Below are 16,823 nucleotides of genomic sequence, written 5' to 3' on the forward strand. Positions count from 1 at the left end.
AAAGACTATGAGCAACCGTGTTGCGCTTGTAACCGGCGGAAGCCGAGGCATTGGTGCCGCTATTGTTGAGGCTCTGGCAAAAGATGGCTACGACATTGCCCTGTCTTACGCCAACAGTGCAGAGGCTGCCGAAAAGGTTGCCCAGAAAGTGCGCGCACTTGGCCGTAAGGCCGTTACAATCAAAGCCAATGGTGCCACGGTAGAAGGCAACAAGGCCGTTATTGCCAAAACCATTGCAGATTTTGGCCGGATTGATGCGCTGGTGTGCAATGCGGGCATGTTTCCTTATGGCCCAATTAACGAAACCAGCGTTGAAGATATTGAAAAAGTTCTCAACCTGAACGTGCGCGCTGTTATGATTGAAACAGCAGAAGCCACAAAGCACATGCAAAAAGGTGGGCGCCTTATCTTTATCGGTTCTGCCTTTGGTGCGCGTGCGCCTTTCCCCGGCATTTCCCTTTACGCCACCACCAAAGCGGCACTCCGCGGCTTTGCCAAAGGCGTTGCGCGGGATTTGGGGCCAAAAGGCATTACGGCCAACGTGGTGGAACCCGGCCCGATTGATACGGACATGAACCCGGCTGAAGGCGAAGTTGCAAAACTGATCAGCAGTTTTGTCGCAACCGGTGCTTATGGCACCGTAGCAGATATTGCTTCTACTGTTGCCTTCCTTGCCAGCCCGCAGGCTGAATACATTACGGGTGCAGCCATTCCGGTTGATGGTGGTCTGGAAGCTTAAAAAGCTACCCATTTTCTAATGGGATTTTATTATGAGCCCCAACATCTGTAAAAAGATGTTGGGGCTTTTTCTATTCCGTAGCCCCTGACAGCAGAAACTATGCTGACAACACAGCATATTCCTGTTGGTCGGCCTGTACAACATATGGGCCAGCTGCTCGGACTTCCAAGCTAAGAATACCCATTTTGCTTGTTACGATGTTGTGCAGTGGCAACAAGGCATTGCCGTCTGTCCATGCGCAATCTTGCCAGCCCATATCATGCCACCCTTCTGGCTTGGATGGCACCAGATGCTCCTGAACCTGCTGCGACACCCGGATAGAGCCAAAATGGATTTTGCCAACAGCAACACCCATTTGACGACGATCATCCACAAACGGTCCGATAGAATCACAAGGGCGGCTGGAACGAGATACCACGCGCACACTCTCCACCCCTGCGGGAAGCATGAAGCTGTAAATATTCTCGGATTTTTTGAATGGATAAATAGTTGCCCCACTGTTGGTAATTAACTTGAGGTCCGGGTCTTCAATAAGAACTTTTGGTTCTGCGCGGCCCTCGATTCCCAGACCTTTTGCTTTTTCTTCCAATTTTTGGAAAATTGGTTCAACAAAATCACGCTGAACACCCAATGGTGCAGCGGCATGTTCCTCCCAGTTTTTCTGCTTTCCACCAATTCTGATAACTTTGCCCGCCTGCCGGAAGTTACGACGGTTTCCTGTATCCAGATAGCTTTCAGTCAGCATTCCATCTGCCATAATGACTGAATGTTTTTCCGTTTCAATATGATAGTAATCATAAGATGTCATGGTGGTATCATAATAAATGGAACGACCATTTACCAACATACGTGCAGGAACAAACTTTCCTTCCACAAACAGACAGTGTTCGGGTGTTATCAACATATCTTTAAAAGGTACGTTTTCTGCAATAGAATTTTTTAGAATCCGTATAGGGCATCCAGCTTGATCTTCTGGCAAATTGGCATTGACAACAATATGTGCTGTTCCTGCCCATACCACTTCTTTTTGTTCTTCTGTACCATCAATAAAAACAGAAACCTTTTCACCGGGAGCAATATCCTGCACCGGCATATATCCATTTTGTGTTTTTATTAAAGAATCTTTTAAAAAACATGAAAATGTATCGCTATACGTTCCATCTGTTGAAATAGTTTTAGGTGTTTCCTTACCATCCAAACTAGGTTCGATACCTAGAGGATTAATAACTGTAGCTGTATCTGGGATCACAACGTACAAGTCTTGGTTGCTATAACCAATGCCTGCGTTAAGATTTGTACTGATAATTGTTACTTTATTTGTTGAATCATAGAGTGCGAATAAATCAGATCCAAAATTAGAAAGATCTAATGTGAAATGGTAATCATATGGATTGCTGATTTCATAATAATTGGAACCTGTCAGTCCGGATGCACCCGAAAGAGATACATCCTGATTTGATGAGGTAATTTCTATAGTATTTGAATCTGACATTTGAGAATCACCATATAATTTCATGAAAACATGCCAAAACGTAAGAGGTTTTGAAGCATGCCTATGAATGCAAAAATTACATACCTGATTTGATTATTTATTTTTGATAAGCATTAATGAACAAAATAAATACACAACATATAATATACATTGGTTTATTTAATTAATTTGTTAGGTATTCTTTTATTTGTTACTTTACTATACTATTGTCAGAAAATATATTTTGCCAGAATATAGGTCTGCCGCAATGGCACAACTTTCTTAGTCGAAGGTGAAAACCTATGAAAACTCTGAACGATTCCGAAATCGTTATGGTTGCTGGCGGCACGCTGGGCGATGCTCTGGGCACCACACTGACAGACACACTGGCTGGTCTGGATGTTGGTCTGGCCACCATCCTTGGCGGCGTGAACAGCACGGTTAATGCTCTGGTTCCTGCTGTAACAAGCGGCGTAACCACGATTGCTGACGGCCTGCTGACGGGTCTGGACGCCACGACCAATGGCGTGACCTCCCTTCTGGGTGACGTTCTGAAAGTTTAATTTCAGAAATTTCCAGGCGGTTTGCAAAAAGCCGCCTGGTTATTTTGCAAAAATACTTAAAGTGGTAAAACCTTGCACTCTTCAAAAAAGCCTGCATGAGTTCGGACCTTTTTAGGCGTGAGGTTCTGGAAGCACGGCGCCAATCATGGCTTGGGCAGGTTCAGGCCTCTCAACCGCTTTCTATCCGGATTGCGGCATGGTTCACGCTCGCCCTTGTGGTACTGGCCATTCTCTACACTATCTGGGGTGTTTATACCCGGCGTGTGCACGCTACCGGCTTAATGGTTCCCCCTTCGGGTCTTATTACCGTTAACGCCAATACAACTGGCACCATTGCCCAACAAAACGCCATGGAAGGTCAACACGTTAAAAAAGGTGATGTTCTGTTCACCATAGATCTGGAAGCCACATCCTCATCAGGCCCCACGCAGGAGCATATTCTCTCCCAGTTACGCCACCAGCGCGATCTGTTGCAGCAGCAAAAAGATATTCGCGCCCAAGATGCGCCCGTGGAAAAACAATCCATGGTGACCCAGATCCGTTACCTCAACCAGCAACACCAACATATCGGGCACCAGCTTGATAACGATGCCCATGTGCTGCCCGTGGTAGAAGCTGCCGTACGCCGTATGCAAACGGCACAATCCGCACATCTGGTGACAGAAACACAGTTCCAGAGCCAGCTTTACACCTATGCCCAACTGCTCAGCAGTCATGCACAGTTTTTGCAAAGCTATACGGATACAGAAGGAAAGATTGCGGACCTTACCACAAAGCTCATCCGTTACGATGGCCAACTGGCGCATGATCTAAATGATCTGGACAAGCAAATAGCCCAGATTGACCAACAGATTGCCGAAAGCGAAGGCCACCGCAGCAGTATTATCCTTGCTCCGGATGATGGCACCCTCACCGCCATTCGCGTTAACCCCGGCCAGCAGGTTTCCTCTGGCACACCTTTGCTCACGTTATTGCCCACAGGCCATGCTCTGGAAGCTGAATTGTATGTCAGCTCTGCCTCTATAGGGTTTTTGCATGAGGGCGAACCCGTGCTGCTGCGCTATGCTGCCTTTCCCTACCAACGTTTTGGTTTGTATCGCGGTCATGTCAGCGAGATCACTCGCGCGCCCGTCACCGCAACAGATGGCACAGGCCAGAAAGCTGCCCCTTCAGACAAAGACAAAACGCAATCCCAAAATCCGGGGCAAGATATTTACCGCATTCGTGTGCGCCCCGATCAGCAGTTTGTTGAAGCCTATGGCCAACACAAGCCCCTTGAAGCTGGCATGGAAGTGGAAGCCGATATCGCTATTGATACTCGCAGATTGTACCAATGGATTTTCGACCCTGTTATTAGCATGCGCGATGATTTTTACGCCGTGAGCGGAGGATTGAGGTAATGGGCGTAACCCTCAAATCCCTTGAATTCGGGTGGCGTTCGCGCACGCCTGTTATTTTACAGGTAGAAGCCGCAGAATGTGGTTTGGCATGTCTGGCCATGATTATGGGCCATTATGGCAATCAGATTGATCTGGCCACATTGCGCAGGCGTTATTCCATATCCGTTAAAGGCGTTACTCTGCGCGATCTTATCGCCACGGCTGATACGGTGGGCCTCTCCACCCGTGCCGTGCGGCTGGAACTGGAAGATCTACCCAACCTGCGCATGCCTTGCATTTTGCACTGGAGCATGAACCACTTTGTGGTGCTTACGCAGGTTAAAGGCAACAAAGTTACCATTCATGATCCAGCAGTAGGCCGCCGTACACTGAGCATGGGCGAAGTCTCGCGCGAGTTCACGGGTATTGCCCTGGAAGCCACCCCAAACGATAGCTTCCGCCGCGAGGATGACCGAGAAACCCTGCGCCTGCGCGATCTGTTTCGCCATGTAGCAGGGCTACGCCCAGCCCTTATGGTGCTAGGTGCGCTTTCTCTTGGGCTGGAAGTGATTGCGCTGATCATGCCCATGGTCTCGCAGGTCGTGATTGATGAAGTGGTGGTAACGGCCGATCACGAACTGCTTATTACCATTGCCTGTGGCATGGCCCTGCTTTTGCTCTTGCAGATGCTTATTGGCTGTGTGCGTCAATGGGCCGTGCTACTGCTGAGCACACGGGTTGGCCTGCAATGGAACACCAGCCTGTTCGACCATCTCTCTCGCTTGCCGCTGGATTACTTTTCCAAACGCCATGTAGGCGATGTACTCTCACGCTTTAACTCACTGGGTACCATCCAAAAAACCATCACCACCGATATGGTCCAAACGGTTATGGATGGGCTGATGGCCGTGGGCATGGCCATCATGCTGTTCATTTATGGTGGCTGGCTGGGCATGGTGGCTATGGTGGCCACGGGGCTGGATGTGCTGTTACGGCTGATTACCTACCGCATCTACCGTGAGGCATCTGAAGAACAGATTGTTATTGATGCCCGCCAGCAAAGCCATTTTATAGAAACCCTGCGCGGCATGGCCAGCGTAAAGCTTTTGGGCCTGCGCGAGCGCCGCCGCACCACATGGCTGAATTTGCTGGTGGACAGCATTAACATCCGCCTGCGCTTACAACGGTATGATCTGATCTATGGCCGCATGGGCGATCTGATTTTTGGCGCTGACCGCCTGATTATGATGGTTCTGGGTGCGGGTGCTGTTATGAGCGGCCATATGACAGTAGGCATGCTGGTGGCTTTCCTGTCCTACAAAGATCAGTTCGCCACACGCATTGGCAATCTGATTAGCAGCGGCTTTCAGATACGTATGCTGAATGTGCAGACAGACCGTTTGTCCGACATTGTGATGACAGACCCGGAAGCCACAAGCACCACGGCTGCAGTGCCCCCACCCCGCTTGGGTGAGCAACGGGCCAATGGCACGCTCAGTTGCTCTGGCCTGTCTGCACGCTATGGCTCGCAGGATCCGTGGATCTTCCGCAACATCTCACTGGAAGTGCCTGCAGGCAGCAGTGTAGCCATTGTCGGCCCTTCGGGCTGTGGCAAAACCACATTCCTTAAGGCCCTGATGGGGCTGATGGAAACGCAGGAAGGCAGCATCCGGCTGGATGGTGCGGATTTGGAAAGCCTGACGCTTGAAGGCTATCGCAACCGCATTGCCGGCGTATTGCAAGATGATGGCCTGTTCTCTGGCTCCATTGCAGACAATATCAGTGGATTTTCCGAACAGGTGGATGAAGCATGGCTGGTAGAGTGCGCCACCCGCGCCGCCATTATTGATGATATCAAACGCATGCCAATGGGGTTTGAAACCTTGGTAGGTGATATGGGCAGTGGGCTTTCTGGCGGGCAAAAGCAGCGCGTCATTCTGGCACGCGCGCTCTACCGCAAACCTGAAATCCTGTTTCTGGATGAAGCCACCAGCCATCTGGATGAACTGACCGAACACAAGGTGGCCGAGGCCCTACGCGATATGAACGTAACCCGGATTATGGTTGCACATCGCCCGGCAACCATCGCACATGCGGATACCATCTATATCTTCCAGCCCGGTGGGGTTCTGACGCAATATCAACCACCCAATAAGCAAAACAGAGCTGCGTCTTAACCTGTTAGTTTAGGGAATACGCACAACCAGCCGCCCCCGCACATGGCCTGCCAGCAGCATATCTGCAGCCTGCGGGGCTTCCGCCAGATCAATCTCACGCACCATGTCATCAAGCTGCCGCGGGTTTATTAGTTCAGCAAGGCGCGCCCATGCCTCCTGCCGCTCTCGCCTCGGGCATTGCACGCTATCAATGCCTACCAATGTCACACCACGCAAAATAAACGGGGCAACCGTTGCGGGAAAATCCATCCCTCCGGCTAATCCACACGCTGTAACCACCCCTTGCGGGCGCATACTTGCACATACAGAGGCCAGAACCTGCCCCCCCACAACATCAACCGCACCAGCCCAACGCGCTTTTTCCAACGGGCGGGATGGCGTGGTAAAATGCGCACGCGGTAATACTTCAGCAGCCCCCAAACTGTGCAGGTAAGGCTGTTCCTCTAACCGCCCGGTTACAGCCACAACCTGATACCCCAACCGCGACAGCAGCATGATAGCCACACTGCCCACCCCACCGCTGGCACCCGTTACAAGTACTGGCCCGCTTGCTGGTTCCACCCCTTCACGCTGAAGGGCCTGCACACATAGCATGGCTGTAAAACCTGCCGTGCCGAGCGCCATAACCTGCCGCCCGTTCAACCCCAAAGGTTGTGGCAAAGCCCATAAACCCGGCACGCGCGCCAGTTGGGCAAACCCGCCCCAGCGGCTTTCCCCCAAGCCATGCCCAGTCACAATAACATCCTGCCCAACAGGAACTGCCGGATGTGTAGAGGCTTCCACTTTGCCTGCCAGATCAATACCCGGCACCATGGGCCAGTTACGTATGATCGGGCCTTTACCTGTAAGGGCAAGCGCATCCTTGTAGTTGAGGGATGACCACTGCACCCGGATTGTTGCATCCCCTTCTGGCAGGTCTGCTTCATCCAGTTCGCGCAGCGTAACCTGCTGGCCAGTTTGTGTTTTTTCTACATACAGGGCTTTAAACATGTTTTTTCACCGCTGGTTAAGCTTTTGCCACCCATCAACCGGCCAAAATCTGGAGCACGGTACGCAGTACACCAACGCATGCAAAGCCCATCTGTGCCTGCATGACAGTATTTTGAAGTTTCCTCTCATTCCTGTTGGGAACAAAAATTAAACTAGGTATCTGTTCGGCCTGCGGGTATAGATGAAGCCACCATTACAGGTTTCACTTTATTTCGGACGTTCTCTTGTTCCTGTTTATTATGGGTCTGCTGACCCTTGTCCTGCTGATTGCTGTCAGCATTCTGATTTCACTTTCCGAGATATCCTTCGCAGCCGCGCGGGAGGTCAGGCTTCGCAGTCGTGCAGAAGCAGGAGACAAGCGCGCCCAAGCCTTTTTGGCCCTGCGCCGTAACAGCGGGCAGGTGATGACCGCCATCCAGATCTGCCTGAACGGTGTAGGCATTCTGGGCGGTATTGCCAGTTCCGAAATGTTCACCCCGCCTGTCACCGAATTTTTAAGCCGCTGGGGTATGTCAGACTGGTGGGCACAAAATCTGGCCTCTACCTTCAGCTTTATTTTTGTAACCGGCGCCTTTGTTCTGTTTGCTGACCTGCTGCCCAAGCGCGTAGCCATGAACAACCCGGACAAGGTGGCCATGGCCGTAGGGTGGTTCCCCCGCGTAGCCCTGCGGGTGCTGTATCCGTTTGTATGGATTTTCTCCAAAATTTCCGATGCCATTTTGCATGCCCTGAAAATTCCGGCAGCTTCTGCGGTGGAACCCATAACGCCGGAAGACCTGCATGCCATTCTGGCCGCTGGCACGGCATCCGGGGTACTGCTGCAACAGGAACACCAGATGATTGAGAACGTGCTGGCCCTACAGGCACGTTCCGTAACCTCCGCCATGACCCCGCGTGATGAAATCATCTTTCTGGATATTCAGGACTCGCCCGAACATAACCACGAAAAGGTACGCACCAACCCTTATTCACGCTATCCGCTGTGCAATGGTGGGCTGGATAGAGTTATCGGCTCCATCCGTGCGGAAGACGTTCTAGCATCTGTGGTGGATCCTTCCATTGCACCCTCTGGCCGCCCCCACAGCAACCCCATTGCCCGGATGCGACGTGAAGTTCTCTCTGTTCCCGAAACGCTGAATCTTTGGGATACACTGGCCCAGTTTGATACGCACGGCACCGGCTTTGCCCTGATTGTTAATGAATACGGGCTGGTTGTGGGGCTGATTACCTTTAAAGACATTATGGGCGTGCTGATGGATGGGTTAGCTAGCCCGTTTGAAGAACAGGCCATAGTCAAGCGTGATGAAAACTCATGGCTGGTGGATGGTGCCGCCCCGATTGGTGATGTCATCCGCGAGCTGCATGTATTGGATTTGCCCGATAGCGAGCAGTTTGACACAATTGGTGGCTTTATTATGCACCGTCTGCGCCGCATGGCCCGCAAGGCAGACCGGGTAGATGCCGCTGGTTTCCGCTTTGAAGTGGTGGATGTGGAAGGTTTCCGTATCAACCAGCTGCTTGTGACACGTATGACCGAGACCTCATGAATTTTCCCTGCTTCCGTTCCTCCCCTTTCCTTTTTGCCGGCCTTCTGGGCACCACTTTTTCTCTTTTTCCACCTGCAATCATTATTCCAGAGGCATTTGCTGCACAGACAGATGCCTCTGATGCCACATTGGAACGGGTTGTGCTGGTTTCCCGCCACGGAATACGCAGCCCAACCAAACCTTTGGACAAGCTGGAAAAAAAGACCCGTCATACATGGACACCATGGCCTGTTCCCCCCGGTGAGATGACAGCACATGGCCAGTTTGATCTGGGCCTGATGGGGCAGTTTTTAAAAAGCTATTACCACATTGCCAGCAGGGATAGCTCCGCCCGTTGCCTGCTAGAACAGCCAGCTTTTATCTGGGCAGATTCCGCCAGCAGCCGCACACAACACAGCGGTGATATTCTAGCTGCGGCCTTGAGCGATGGGTGCCAGACGCAGGCCCGTTCTATGCCTGCCAAAACGCATGATCCACTGTTTAATGCCCTGGCGGCCCAAAAGACCGCACTAGATACGAATGACGTTGAAAAAGTTTTAGATCCTGAACCAACACCAGATACACAATTGCCACCACCTGTGCAGTCTGGCATTGCAACCTTGCAGGCCCTGTTTGCCCCCAATGCCTGCACCACTGGTACATCACCGTGTTTTTCCAAACACGCGCCGCTCTCATGGAAAAAAGGTACGCCTCACGCCGAAAATGGCATGGCGTTAGGTTCTACTGTTTCGGAAGCTCTGTTGCTGGAATATGCGCAGGGGCTTCCTTCTTCTATTACCACAGCAAATGCGGATGCCGTGCAGACACTTAATAGCGTTCTGCCTGTGCATAATTACCAAAGTGCACGTATGCGGCGTACTCCAGCCATTGCCATCCCTCGTGGTGGCAAGCTGGCCCAAGCTATTTTAACACTCTTGAATGAACAGCCCCTTCCCTTACCGGATGGTAGCGTGCTGCCTGCGCAAGCCCGTGTGGTGATGTTTGCCGGGCATGATACGACGCTGGATATGCTGACAACTCTGTTTGGGTTGGACTGGACCTTTACAGACCAGCCAGACCCCACCGCCCCAGATACAACTCTGGCTTTTGAAACATGGAAGCACCCTGATGGACGCAAAGAAATCCGCTTTGCTGTTTTCCATCAGTCTCTCGCCCAACTGCGAGACGGCCTGAAGCTGGACAATGTTGCCGGGCAAGGTGCGCCCATGCCGTTAACCAGCACACTGTGTAACCAGCCTGACAATGAAACCTGTTGGCTGGAAAACCTGAGCCAAAACGTGCCGCAACATTAACCTTATACTGTGCCTGTGCATTGCTACCGCAGTACACAGGCAAACACATTAGTTACTGCATGGGTTTAAGAAACCGAAATACAGAGCGTGTAATTTTGTTACCCTTGTAACGCACCTGCGTTTTTTTGGGCAAAACGCCAAAATGTTCTTTTACCCGGTAAGTATCCAGGCTGAACCCTGCTGCCAGCGCTTCCTTGTAAAGCTCATCAAACTTCTGTTGCAGATCTGGGCGCGGATGGTTGTAAATTGTGCCATCAAACCAGTGTTTGCGATCTTCCCCCTTCAAACGTTGCAAGGAATATTTGTGGGAGAACTGCGTGCCCATATCCGAATAATGCAGGAACTTTAACGCTTCCAGCGACATGCCATCGCCATCCAGATTGCTAAAGGCAGGATCTAGCGGCTGGATATATTCGGGATGCTTTTCAAAAAACGTTTTCAGCTTTTTGTGGGCCGAAGCGTCTTTCTTGATTTCTGCCAATGGGGGCAAAAGCTTCATGGCGGCTTCGCAATCCCACATCAGGGTACCCAGCCGCAAATCTCGCCCATGGCCAGATGCGAGCATCACCTTACCTTGTGGAATAGGCTGGTTCCACAGTTCAGCAATATCTGAAAGGGCAAAAATATCAGCATCCATATACAGCGCACGGCCTTTGCCACCACAATAGGCAGGAATCCCCCAACGGAAGCCAGAAAAAGGCGTTGGCCATTCCGTTGTATTCCAGCCTTCCTCCGGGTTCAGGCCAGAATACCAAAAACTGGAAGGATCACGCGTAAGCTGCATGAAAGTAATATCAACCGGCAAACTGCTATATTTTGTAATACTATAGTGTAACACCATTAACTGTTCGAGGTCACAATCATTTGGATCACAGCCAACAAACAGTTTCACTACGGCATTCATTCGTAAGTCTTTCATATTGATTTTTTGTTATTAGAATAAACGTTTGCATAACAGAAAGAGCCAACGCTTCAAACAGAAGTAAGGCTAGTTTATTTCTTAATTACTACAGGACCGTTTATCTTGTAAAAAAGCTTTTCTTGGTCATATTTTCATTCTTTCTTTTCCTTAAAAATGGCATGATTATCTACCATATATACGTATGTATCATGGCTTATATACAGAGGACAAATATACATGAAACTTCATAAAGCAGCGTTTGCCTTTCTGCCGGCACTTTTGCTGGCTGCTTGCGCTGAAACGCCCATGGGCCCGACTGCACAGGTATTGCCCGGCCCCGGTAAGGATTACGGTACCTTTCTGCAGGAACAGAATTTCTGCCGTTCTCAGGCTGCTGCTGCTGTTCATGGTCAGGCCGGTAGCCAGAATCGGAAGGTCCTGTATGGCGGGCTGGCAACCACTGCGCTTGGCGCTGGCTTAGGTGCTGCTGTTGGTGGCGGCACGGGTGCCGGCATTGGCGCCGCAGCTGGCGCATTGGGTGGTGGCCTTGGTGGCAGTGCATATTCCAACAGCCAGCAGGGTGGAATTCAGACCCAGTACAACAATGCGTATGTAGCCTGCATGGTTGCTTACAAAAACGTGCTGCCTGCGCCCAATGCTGGCTACATGCCTCAGCAGTAAACGCTACGCTTTATCAGCCCATACATATTACGCGGGCTAATAACAGCAAAAAGGGATCGTTCCTTGCGGAACGATCCCTTTTTTAGTGGCAAAATATTGGGTTTAGAATGCCGCCTGCACACGGGCAGCAACGGAATTTCCGTCGCGTCCAAGAATGTTATAGGCTTGGCTGTTACGCGTTACGATAAAGTGGTTGAAGTCCAACATCACGCGGAAGTGGCGGTTGGGATACCAGTTCACCCCACCAGACCATACTGTCTGGCGGCCACCGCGCACACTGTTTGCCGTATCATCAAAATCAGCCACACTGTAACGGCCAGAAAGTTCCAGCGCACCCCAGTAACCATGTGCGGGGTCAAATTCGTGTTCCACACCCGGTGCAGAGAAAGCACCTTCTTTTTCGTTATACATACGCGGCTTGCCAAACAGCGTATAGTTGGCCGCGCCATAGTAACCCTCGAACGACAGAGACGGCAGAGACTGCCCGCCCTGCTGCTGGTTACGGGTTACGCCGATGTGGTAATATTCACCCTTCAGCACCAGCTTTTTCCAGCGGAAGCCGAGTTCCGGACCCGCAGACCACACGGAACCAATGTTGCGCAGGGCTCCTGTGTTCAACAACGCTGTTGTTGTCAGGTTAACTTCTGGTGCTTCCTTAAAGGTATATGTGCGACCATTTGTGCCATCGTTCACTTTGAACGCACTGATGGCAGAAAGACCCAGATGCACGTCTATGTCTTTAGAAACATAGGGGCGCCCGGCAACACGGAAGGTGCCGCCTGTCTGGCTATCGCCAATGTTGGTATCCTTGGCGCGGTTACCAAATGTCTGGCCTGTGAAATACCCTGCAATCCACCAGCGTTTTTCATAATGCAAGCCACCAACACTAAAGCGGGCATCGCCTGCGGCAATGTTACGCACGATATCCGTGATGGCAGGACGTTCCATCATTTCGAAATCGTTGGAGCTTTCGGAATCTTCTTCCGTCACGCGAGGCTGGAAGTAGCCTACTGTCAGGATGGTGTTGTGCAAGCCGGTATAGTTCAGGTTGGCTTCATACAGGCCATCAGACCCATCCGCGCTGCCGGACCCGAAATCAGGCGTTACGTTTGCCACCCAGTCTTTATACCGGAAGGTGAATGGAATACGCAGGCGGCGTGCGTTTTCTGTAAAGCTGGAGAAATCACCCTTGGTCTCGCCCCGACGCGGAGACATACCCATAAAGCCCCCGAAGTCTTCATGGAATGCCAGACCAATGGACAAACCGTAAGCTCCATCTTCAGATGCAACCGTAAAGCGTCCTTTGGGGAAACCGATGGTCATGCCACCAACGTGCACGTTTTCGTCCTGCTGCGTCGCTGCCTTGAAATCTTTCCATGATGTCGTCATGCCACGATCAGAAGGAGGCGTGCCAACACCGTTGTTCAGCAGAATGTTTTTATGCGGAACTTGTTCACCAAACTTTACGTTGGGATCTACATCGTTATCAGCATATTTTTCAGGGAACTTATACCCGTTCTGTGCCGTTGTACGTGCAGTCCGGCGTGAAACAGGGCCTTTCTGCCGTGTTTCATTTTGAGCGATCTGAGATTTAAGATGTGTGATCTGCCCCATCATTTCACGCCGCATTTCAGCCATTTCGGCTTTTAGGGCGCGGATCTGGGCATCATCTGAACTGGAAGCCTCGGCCACTGGGGCGATTCCAGACATCAAAATAGAAGCAAATGCAAAAGATGGAAGAAGCGGTGAACAACGACGCATCATGGCCATTCCAAAACAGAAGAGGAGCGATGCGTGGTGAATAACTTTATTCCAACTTTTTGTGCGTGACGCTTAGATGATGGTTTCATGACAGTTTCATGAAAAAAGCGGCCCACAAAGGGGCCGCTTTCCATGATAAAATATATTATTGAAATAAGGGTATTAAAAACTGCTTATTTACCAGCCTGCCATGCGGATTGAATGCTATCCTTAACAGCCTTGGGCAGTGGCACGTAATCCAGCTTTGCTGCAATGGAATCGCCCTTGGCAAAATCCCAGATAAAGAAGCGCTTTACAGCTTCATCACGCGCAGGGTTACGTGCAGGCAGCGGCACCAGCACATAAGTGGCAGAAACAATCGGCCATGCCTGTGCGCCAGAAGTATTCAGCAAATTGACAGAAAAATGCGAAGCATTTTTCCAATCTGCAGCTTCTGCTGCCTGAGAGAAACTAGCCTGAGAGGCTGCAACGGCCTGACCAGAACTGTTCTTGAGGCGAATGGTGGTCAGGTGGTTACGGCTGGCATAAGCATATTCCACATACCCTACACCACCTTCGGTATTCTGCACGGTGGCAGATACGCCATCGTTCCCACGTGCGCCCAAACCACCCGGCCAGCTGATGGATGTGCCTGCGCCGTACTGATCATGCCAATTTTTGGAAGACTGATCGAGGTAGGATGTAAACACAAACGTTGTGCCAGACCCATCTGCACGATGGATAGGAGCAACAGCCGTATCTGGCAGGGAAACACCCGGGTTGAGTGCTGCAATTTTTGGATCATTCCAGCTGGTGATATCGCCGGAATAAATAGAAGCCAGCACATCACCGCTCAGCACCAGCACATCTGCCTTAATGCCCGGAATGTTCACAACCGGCACAATTCCACCCATAACGGTGGGGAACTGAAAAAGATGTGCACTTTCCAGCTTTTTGGCATCCATAGGTGCATCAGATGCCCCAAAATCCACCGTGCCAGCCAAAATCTGGTTTTGCCCAGCGCTGGACCCTACAGTCTGATAATTTACATTAACACCTGTATCTGCTTTGGCGGCAGAGGCCCAAGCCTCATAAATCGGGGCAGCAAAACTGGATCCCGCACCAGTTACACTTTGTGCATGAGAAAAAGAGGGCACAGCAGCCAGCAAGCAGGCAACCGCAGCAGCACAGGTTTCAGACCGAAAAGAAAAACGCATTTTGGGGAGCATCCCTAAGCATCAACACAAAACGGCACCAGTACATGCCGCCTCTGCTTCGTAAAGGAGGGAACGCAAAAATGGGTTACGTCTGCAAGACAGTTTGGTGACAGTTTAATGAATGATCAGCCACTAACGGCAAAAGTGGCAGCCAGATATGGCAGGATGTGCCCTGCCCCACTGCACTTTCCACCACAAAACGTCCTGCATGCCGGCTGACAATATGCTGCACAATGGCAAGCCCCAACCCACTACCCTGCACAGCCGCCGCAGTTTTGGCCACGCGGTAAAACCGTTCTGTTAAACGGGCCAGATGCCGGGCCGGAATACCGGGGCCATTATCTGTTACACTCAGCACAATACCTGGCGCAGATGGCCAACGTTGATCAGCCTCAGCCTGTTGGCAGGTTATGGTAATAGAGACAGGTTTACCGGCCTTTGTTTTTTCTGAAACAAGGCTATATTTTATGGCATTTTCAACAAGATTAACCACAACCTGCAAAAGCTGTGTTTCATCCCCGGCAACCTGCCAGTTCTTGTCTTCTGGCGGCTGCACATCAACCGTAACAGGCAAACCGGCAGCCAGAAGATCCCCTTCTGTCTGGCACTGATCAAACAGATCAACCAACTTCACCGCTTCCCGCGGTTTTTGGTGTTCCTGCATTTGCACGCGGGAAAGATAAAGCAGACTGTTCAGCAGGTTCTGCATCCGCTTGGCCTGCTGGGCCATAATTTCCAAAAACTCTTTTTGTGCCACAGGGTCATCTGCAGCTGGCCCTTGCAGAGTTTCTATAAATCCTAGCAATGCGGCCAAAGGCGTGCGTAGTTCATGGCTGGCAAAGGCCACAAAATCTGTGTGCTGGCGTTCTGCAACAACAGCATCTGTTTCATCATACAGATCAACAAACACCAATGTTGTTTGCGCATTGGGGGATGTGTTTTCCCGGCGCATACTTATTGGCAACAAGGCTGCTGGCAGAGTCTGTTTTTGTAAAACAGCCTGAACCACCCGTAGCCGTGGAATATCCAAAATAACACGTACGCGCCCCGGCTGTGTGCTCCCTGCCTTTTGCGCAAGCACCACATCCAGTTTGGCCTGAAACGCCGGATGGCGCACTATACTGCCAAGGTCTCCATCAAACTGTTGTTCAGCCATTTTGGAAACCACGCACAAACCGCGTGTTTCATTTATCACCAGCATGGCAGTCGGCAGGCAGGCCATAACCTGCTCCAGGCAAGGTTGAGAAACTTCCTTACTGGGGCTGCGCCGAGCCAGAACAGGCACACGGCTTACAGAGGCTCGCATACGCCCAAGCACCATGCCACCCAAAGTTGCCATGGCTGCACCAACCATGGCCCCTTCCCCCATTATCAGCCATGCCTGTGCAACCATGCCAAAAATTTACCCTGTTCTAGCCGTGCGGCAGATCCAGCGCATACCCTCTGGCTCGCACTGTACGGATAAGATCCTGCTCATCCCCTTCATTCAGGGTTTGTCGCAGGCGGCGGATATGCACATCCACCGTGCGCAATTCCACAAAAGAACTGCGTTCCCAAGCATGTTTCAAAAGCTCCTCGCGAGAGAAAACTTTACCCGGGTTGAGCATAAAGAATTCTAGCAGACGGTATTCGGTTGGCCCCAGAGCCAGCAAACGTCCGCTACGTTCCACCTTGTGGCTCACCCGGTCCATCACCAGTGTATCAAACCGCAGGGTTTTATCTGCTGGCGGCAAGCGGCGCAGCATGGCTTTTACGCGCGCAAACAACGCCTCCATGCTGAAGGGTTTTACAAGATAATCATCCGCTCCGGTATCTAAACCGCGGATCGTATCTGTTTCTTCCCCACGCGCACTTAACATCACAATAGGAAGCGTTGCTGTTTTGGGCTGCCCTCTTAACTGGCGGCACACTTCCAAGCCAGAAATACCTGGCAGCATCCAGTCCAGCAGCAACAGGTCAGGGCGTTTTTGGCGCACTTGTTCAAGCGCTGCTTCACCATCCCCAACAACGCGGACTGCATATCCCTGCTTTTCAAGATTGTAGCCGATAAGCCGGGAGAGTGCCGGATCATCCTCAACCACCAGAAGATCTGCCTTATTCATGCTTTCCCTGCTTTTTGTAACATG

14 protein-coding genes are annotated in these 16,823 nt (G+C 51.2%); 7 read left to right on the top strand and 7 right to left on the bottom strand.

From position 1 onward, the window contains the following. Positions 1-7: 7 nt before the first annotated feature. Positions 8-739, top strand: a complete 732-nt coding sequence (locus tag APA10_RS03535; RefSeq protein ID WP_003629760.1) for an SDR family NAD(P)-dependent oxidoreductase — start codon at positions 8-10, stop codon at positions 737-739. A gap of 97 nt (positions 740-836) precedes the next feature. Here APA10_RS03535 and APA10_RS03540 read toward each other — a convergent pair whose 3' ends face one another. Further along, positions 837-2,255 carry a Hint domain-containing protein gene (locus APA10_RS03540; protein WP_003629758.1) on the bottom strand — a complete coding sequence of 473 codons (1,419 nt, stop codon included), beginning with the start codon at positions 2,253-2,255 and terminating at the stop codon, positions 837-839. 257 nt (positions 2,256-2,512) lie between these two features. Here APA10_RS03540 and APA10_RS03545 point away from each other — a divergent pair, with 257 nt between their 5' ends. The 3 genes from APA10_RS03545 to APA10_RS03555 all read left to right on the top strand — a co-directional run bounded on the left by APA10_RS03545 (position 2,513) and on the right by APA10_RS03555 (position 6,329). After that, positions 2,513-2,773 (top strand): hypothetical protein, encoded by a 261-nt coding sequence (locus APA10_RS03545; RefSeq protein WP_003629756.1) that lies wholly within the window; start codon positions 2,513-2,515, stop codon positions 2,771-2,773. A gap of 95 nt (positions 2,774-2,868) precedes the next feature. After that, positions 2,869-4,173 (top strand): HlyD family secretion protein, encoded by a 1,305-nt coding sequence (locus APA10_RS03550; protein WP_003629755.1) that lies wholly within the window; start codon positions 2,869-2,871, stop codon positions 4,171-4,173. After that, positions 4,173-6,329 carry a peptidase domain-containing ABC transporter gene (locus APA10_RS03555; protein ID WP_035367324.1) on the top strand — a complete coding sequence of 719 codons (2,157 nt, stop codon included), beginning with the start codon at positions 4,173-4,175 and terminating at the stop codon, positions 6,327-6,329. Before APA10_RS03550 ends, APA10_RS03555 begins: the two co-directional genes overlap by 1 nt. A 9-nt stretch (positions 6,330-6,338) precedes the next feature. Here APA10_RS03555 and acuI read toward each other — a convergent pair whose 3' ends face one another. Next, positions 6,339-7,319, bottom strand: coding sequence for an acrylyl-CoA reductase (NADPH) (gene acuI / locus APA10_RS03560; protein WP_003629753.1), 981 nt, complete (start codon positions 7,317-7,319; stop codon positions 6,339-6,341). Between the two features lie 224 nt (positions 7,320-7,543). Here acuI and APA10_RS03565 point away from each other — a divergent pair, with 224 nt between their 5' ends. Both APA10_RS03565 and APA10_RS03570 read left to right on the top strand, forming a co-directional pair. Beyond that, complete coding sequence (locus APA10_RS03565) at positions 7,544-8,866, top strand: hemolysin family protein (RefSeq protein ID WP_003629751.1); 1,323 nt, start codon at positions 7,544-7,546, stop codon at positions 8,864-8,866. Further along, complete coding sequence (locus APA10_RS03570; protein WP_003629750.1) at positions 8,863-10,158, top strand: histidine-type phosphatase; 1,296 nt, start codon at positions 8,863-8,865, stop codon at positions 10,156-10,158. Before APA10_RS03565 ends, APA10_RS03570 begins: the two co-directional genes overlap by 4 nt. A gap of 52 nt (positions 10,159-10,210) precedes the next feature. Here APA10_RS03570 and APA10_RS03575 read toward each other — a convergent pair whose 3' ends face one another. Continuing rightward, positions 10,211-11,077: a glycosyl transferase gene (locus tag APA10_RS03575; protein WP_035365845.1), complete on the bottom strand. Its 867-nt coding sequence runs from the start codon at positions 11,075-11,077 to the stop codon at positions 10,211-10,213. Positions 11,078-11,296: 219 nt separating this feature from the next. Here APA10_RS03575 and APA10_RS03580 point away from each other — a divergent pair, with 219 nt between their 5' ends. Next, a complete protein-coding gene (locus APA10_RS03580) occupies positions 11,297-11,740 on the top strand; it encodes a hypothetical protein (protein WP_003629747.1) in 444 nt (147 codons plus the stop codon). A gap of 102 nt (positions 11,741-11,842) precedes the next feature. Here the strand turns inward: APA10_RS03580 and APA10_RS03585 are convergent, their stop codons facing one another. The 4 genes from APA10_RS03585 to phoB form a co-directional block, all read right to left on the bottom strand. Beyond that, positions 11,843-13,510, bottom strand: coding sequence for an OprO/OprP family phosphate-selective porin (locus APA10_RS03585; RefSeq protein WP_003623763.1), 1,668 nt, complete (start codon positions 13,508-13,510; stop codon positions 11,843-11,845). Positions 13,511-13,674: 164 nt separating this feature from the next. Further along, positions 13,675-14,709, bottom strand: coding sequence for a phosphate ABC transporter substrate-binding protein PstS (gene pstS, locus APA10_RS03590; RefSeq protein ID WP_003623764.1), 1,035 nt, complete (start codon positions 14,707-14,709; stop codon positions 13,675-13,677). A 73-nt stretch (positions 14,710-14,782) separates the two neighbouring features. Next, positions 14,783-16,090 carry a sensor histidine kinase gene (locus APA10_RS03595; protein ID WP_003629744.1) on the bottom strand — a complete coding sequence of 436 codons (1,308 nt, stop codon included), beginning with the start codon at positions 16,088-16,090 and terminating at the stop codon, positions 14,783-14,785. A gap of 19 nt (positions 16,091-16,109) precedes the next feature. Then, entirely contained in the window at positions 16,110-16,799 is a 690-nt protein-coding gene (phoB, locus tag APA10_RS03600; protein ID WP_003629743.1) for a phosphate regulon transcriptional regulator PhoB, read from the bottom strand. Positions 16,800-16,823 lie beyond the last annotated feature (24 nt).

Origin of the sequence: Acetobacter pasteurianus subsp. pasteurianus LMG 1262 = NBRC 106471, assembly GCF_000285275.1 — a bacterium.
Classification (GTDB): Bacteria; Pseudomonadota; Alphaproteobacteria; order Acetobacterales; family Acetobacteraceae; genus Acetobacter; species Acetobacter pasteurianus.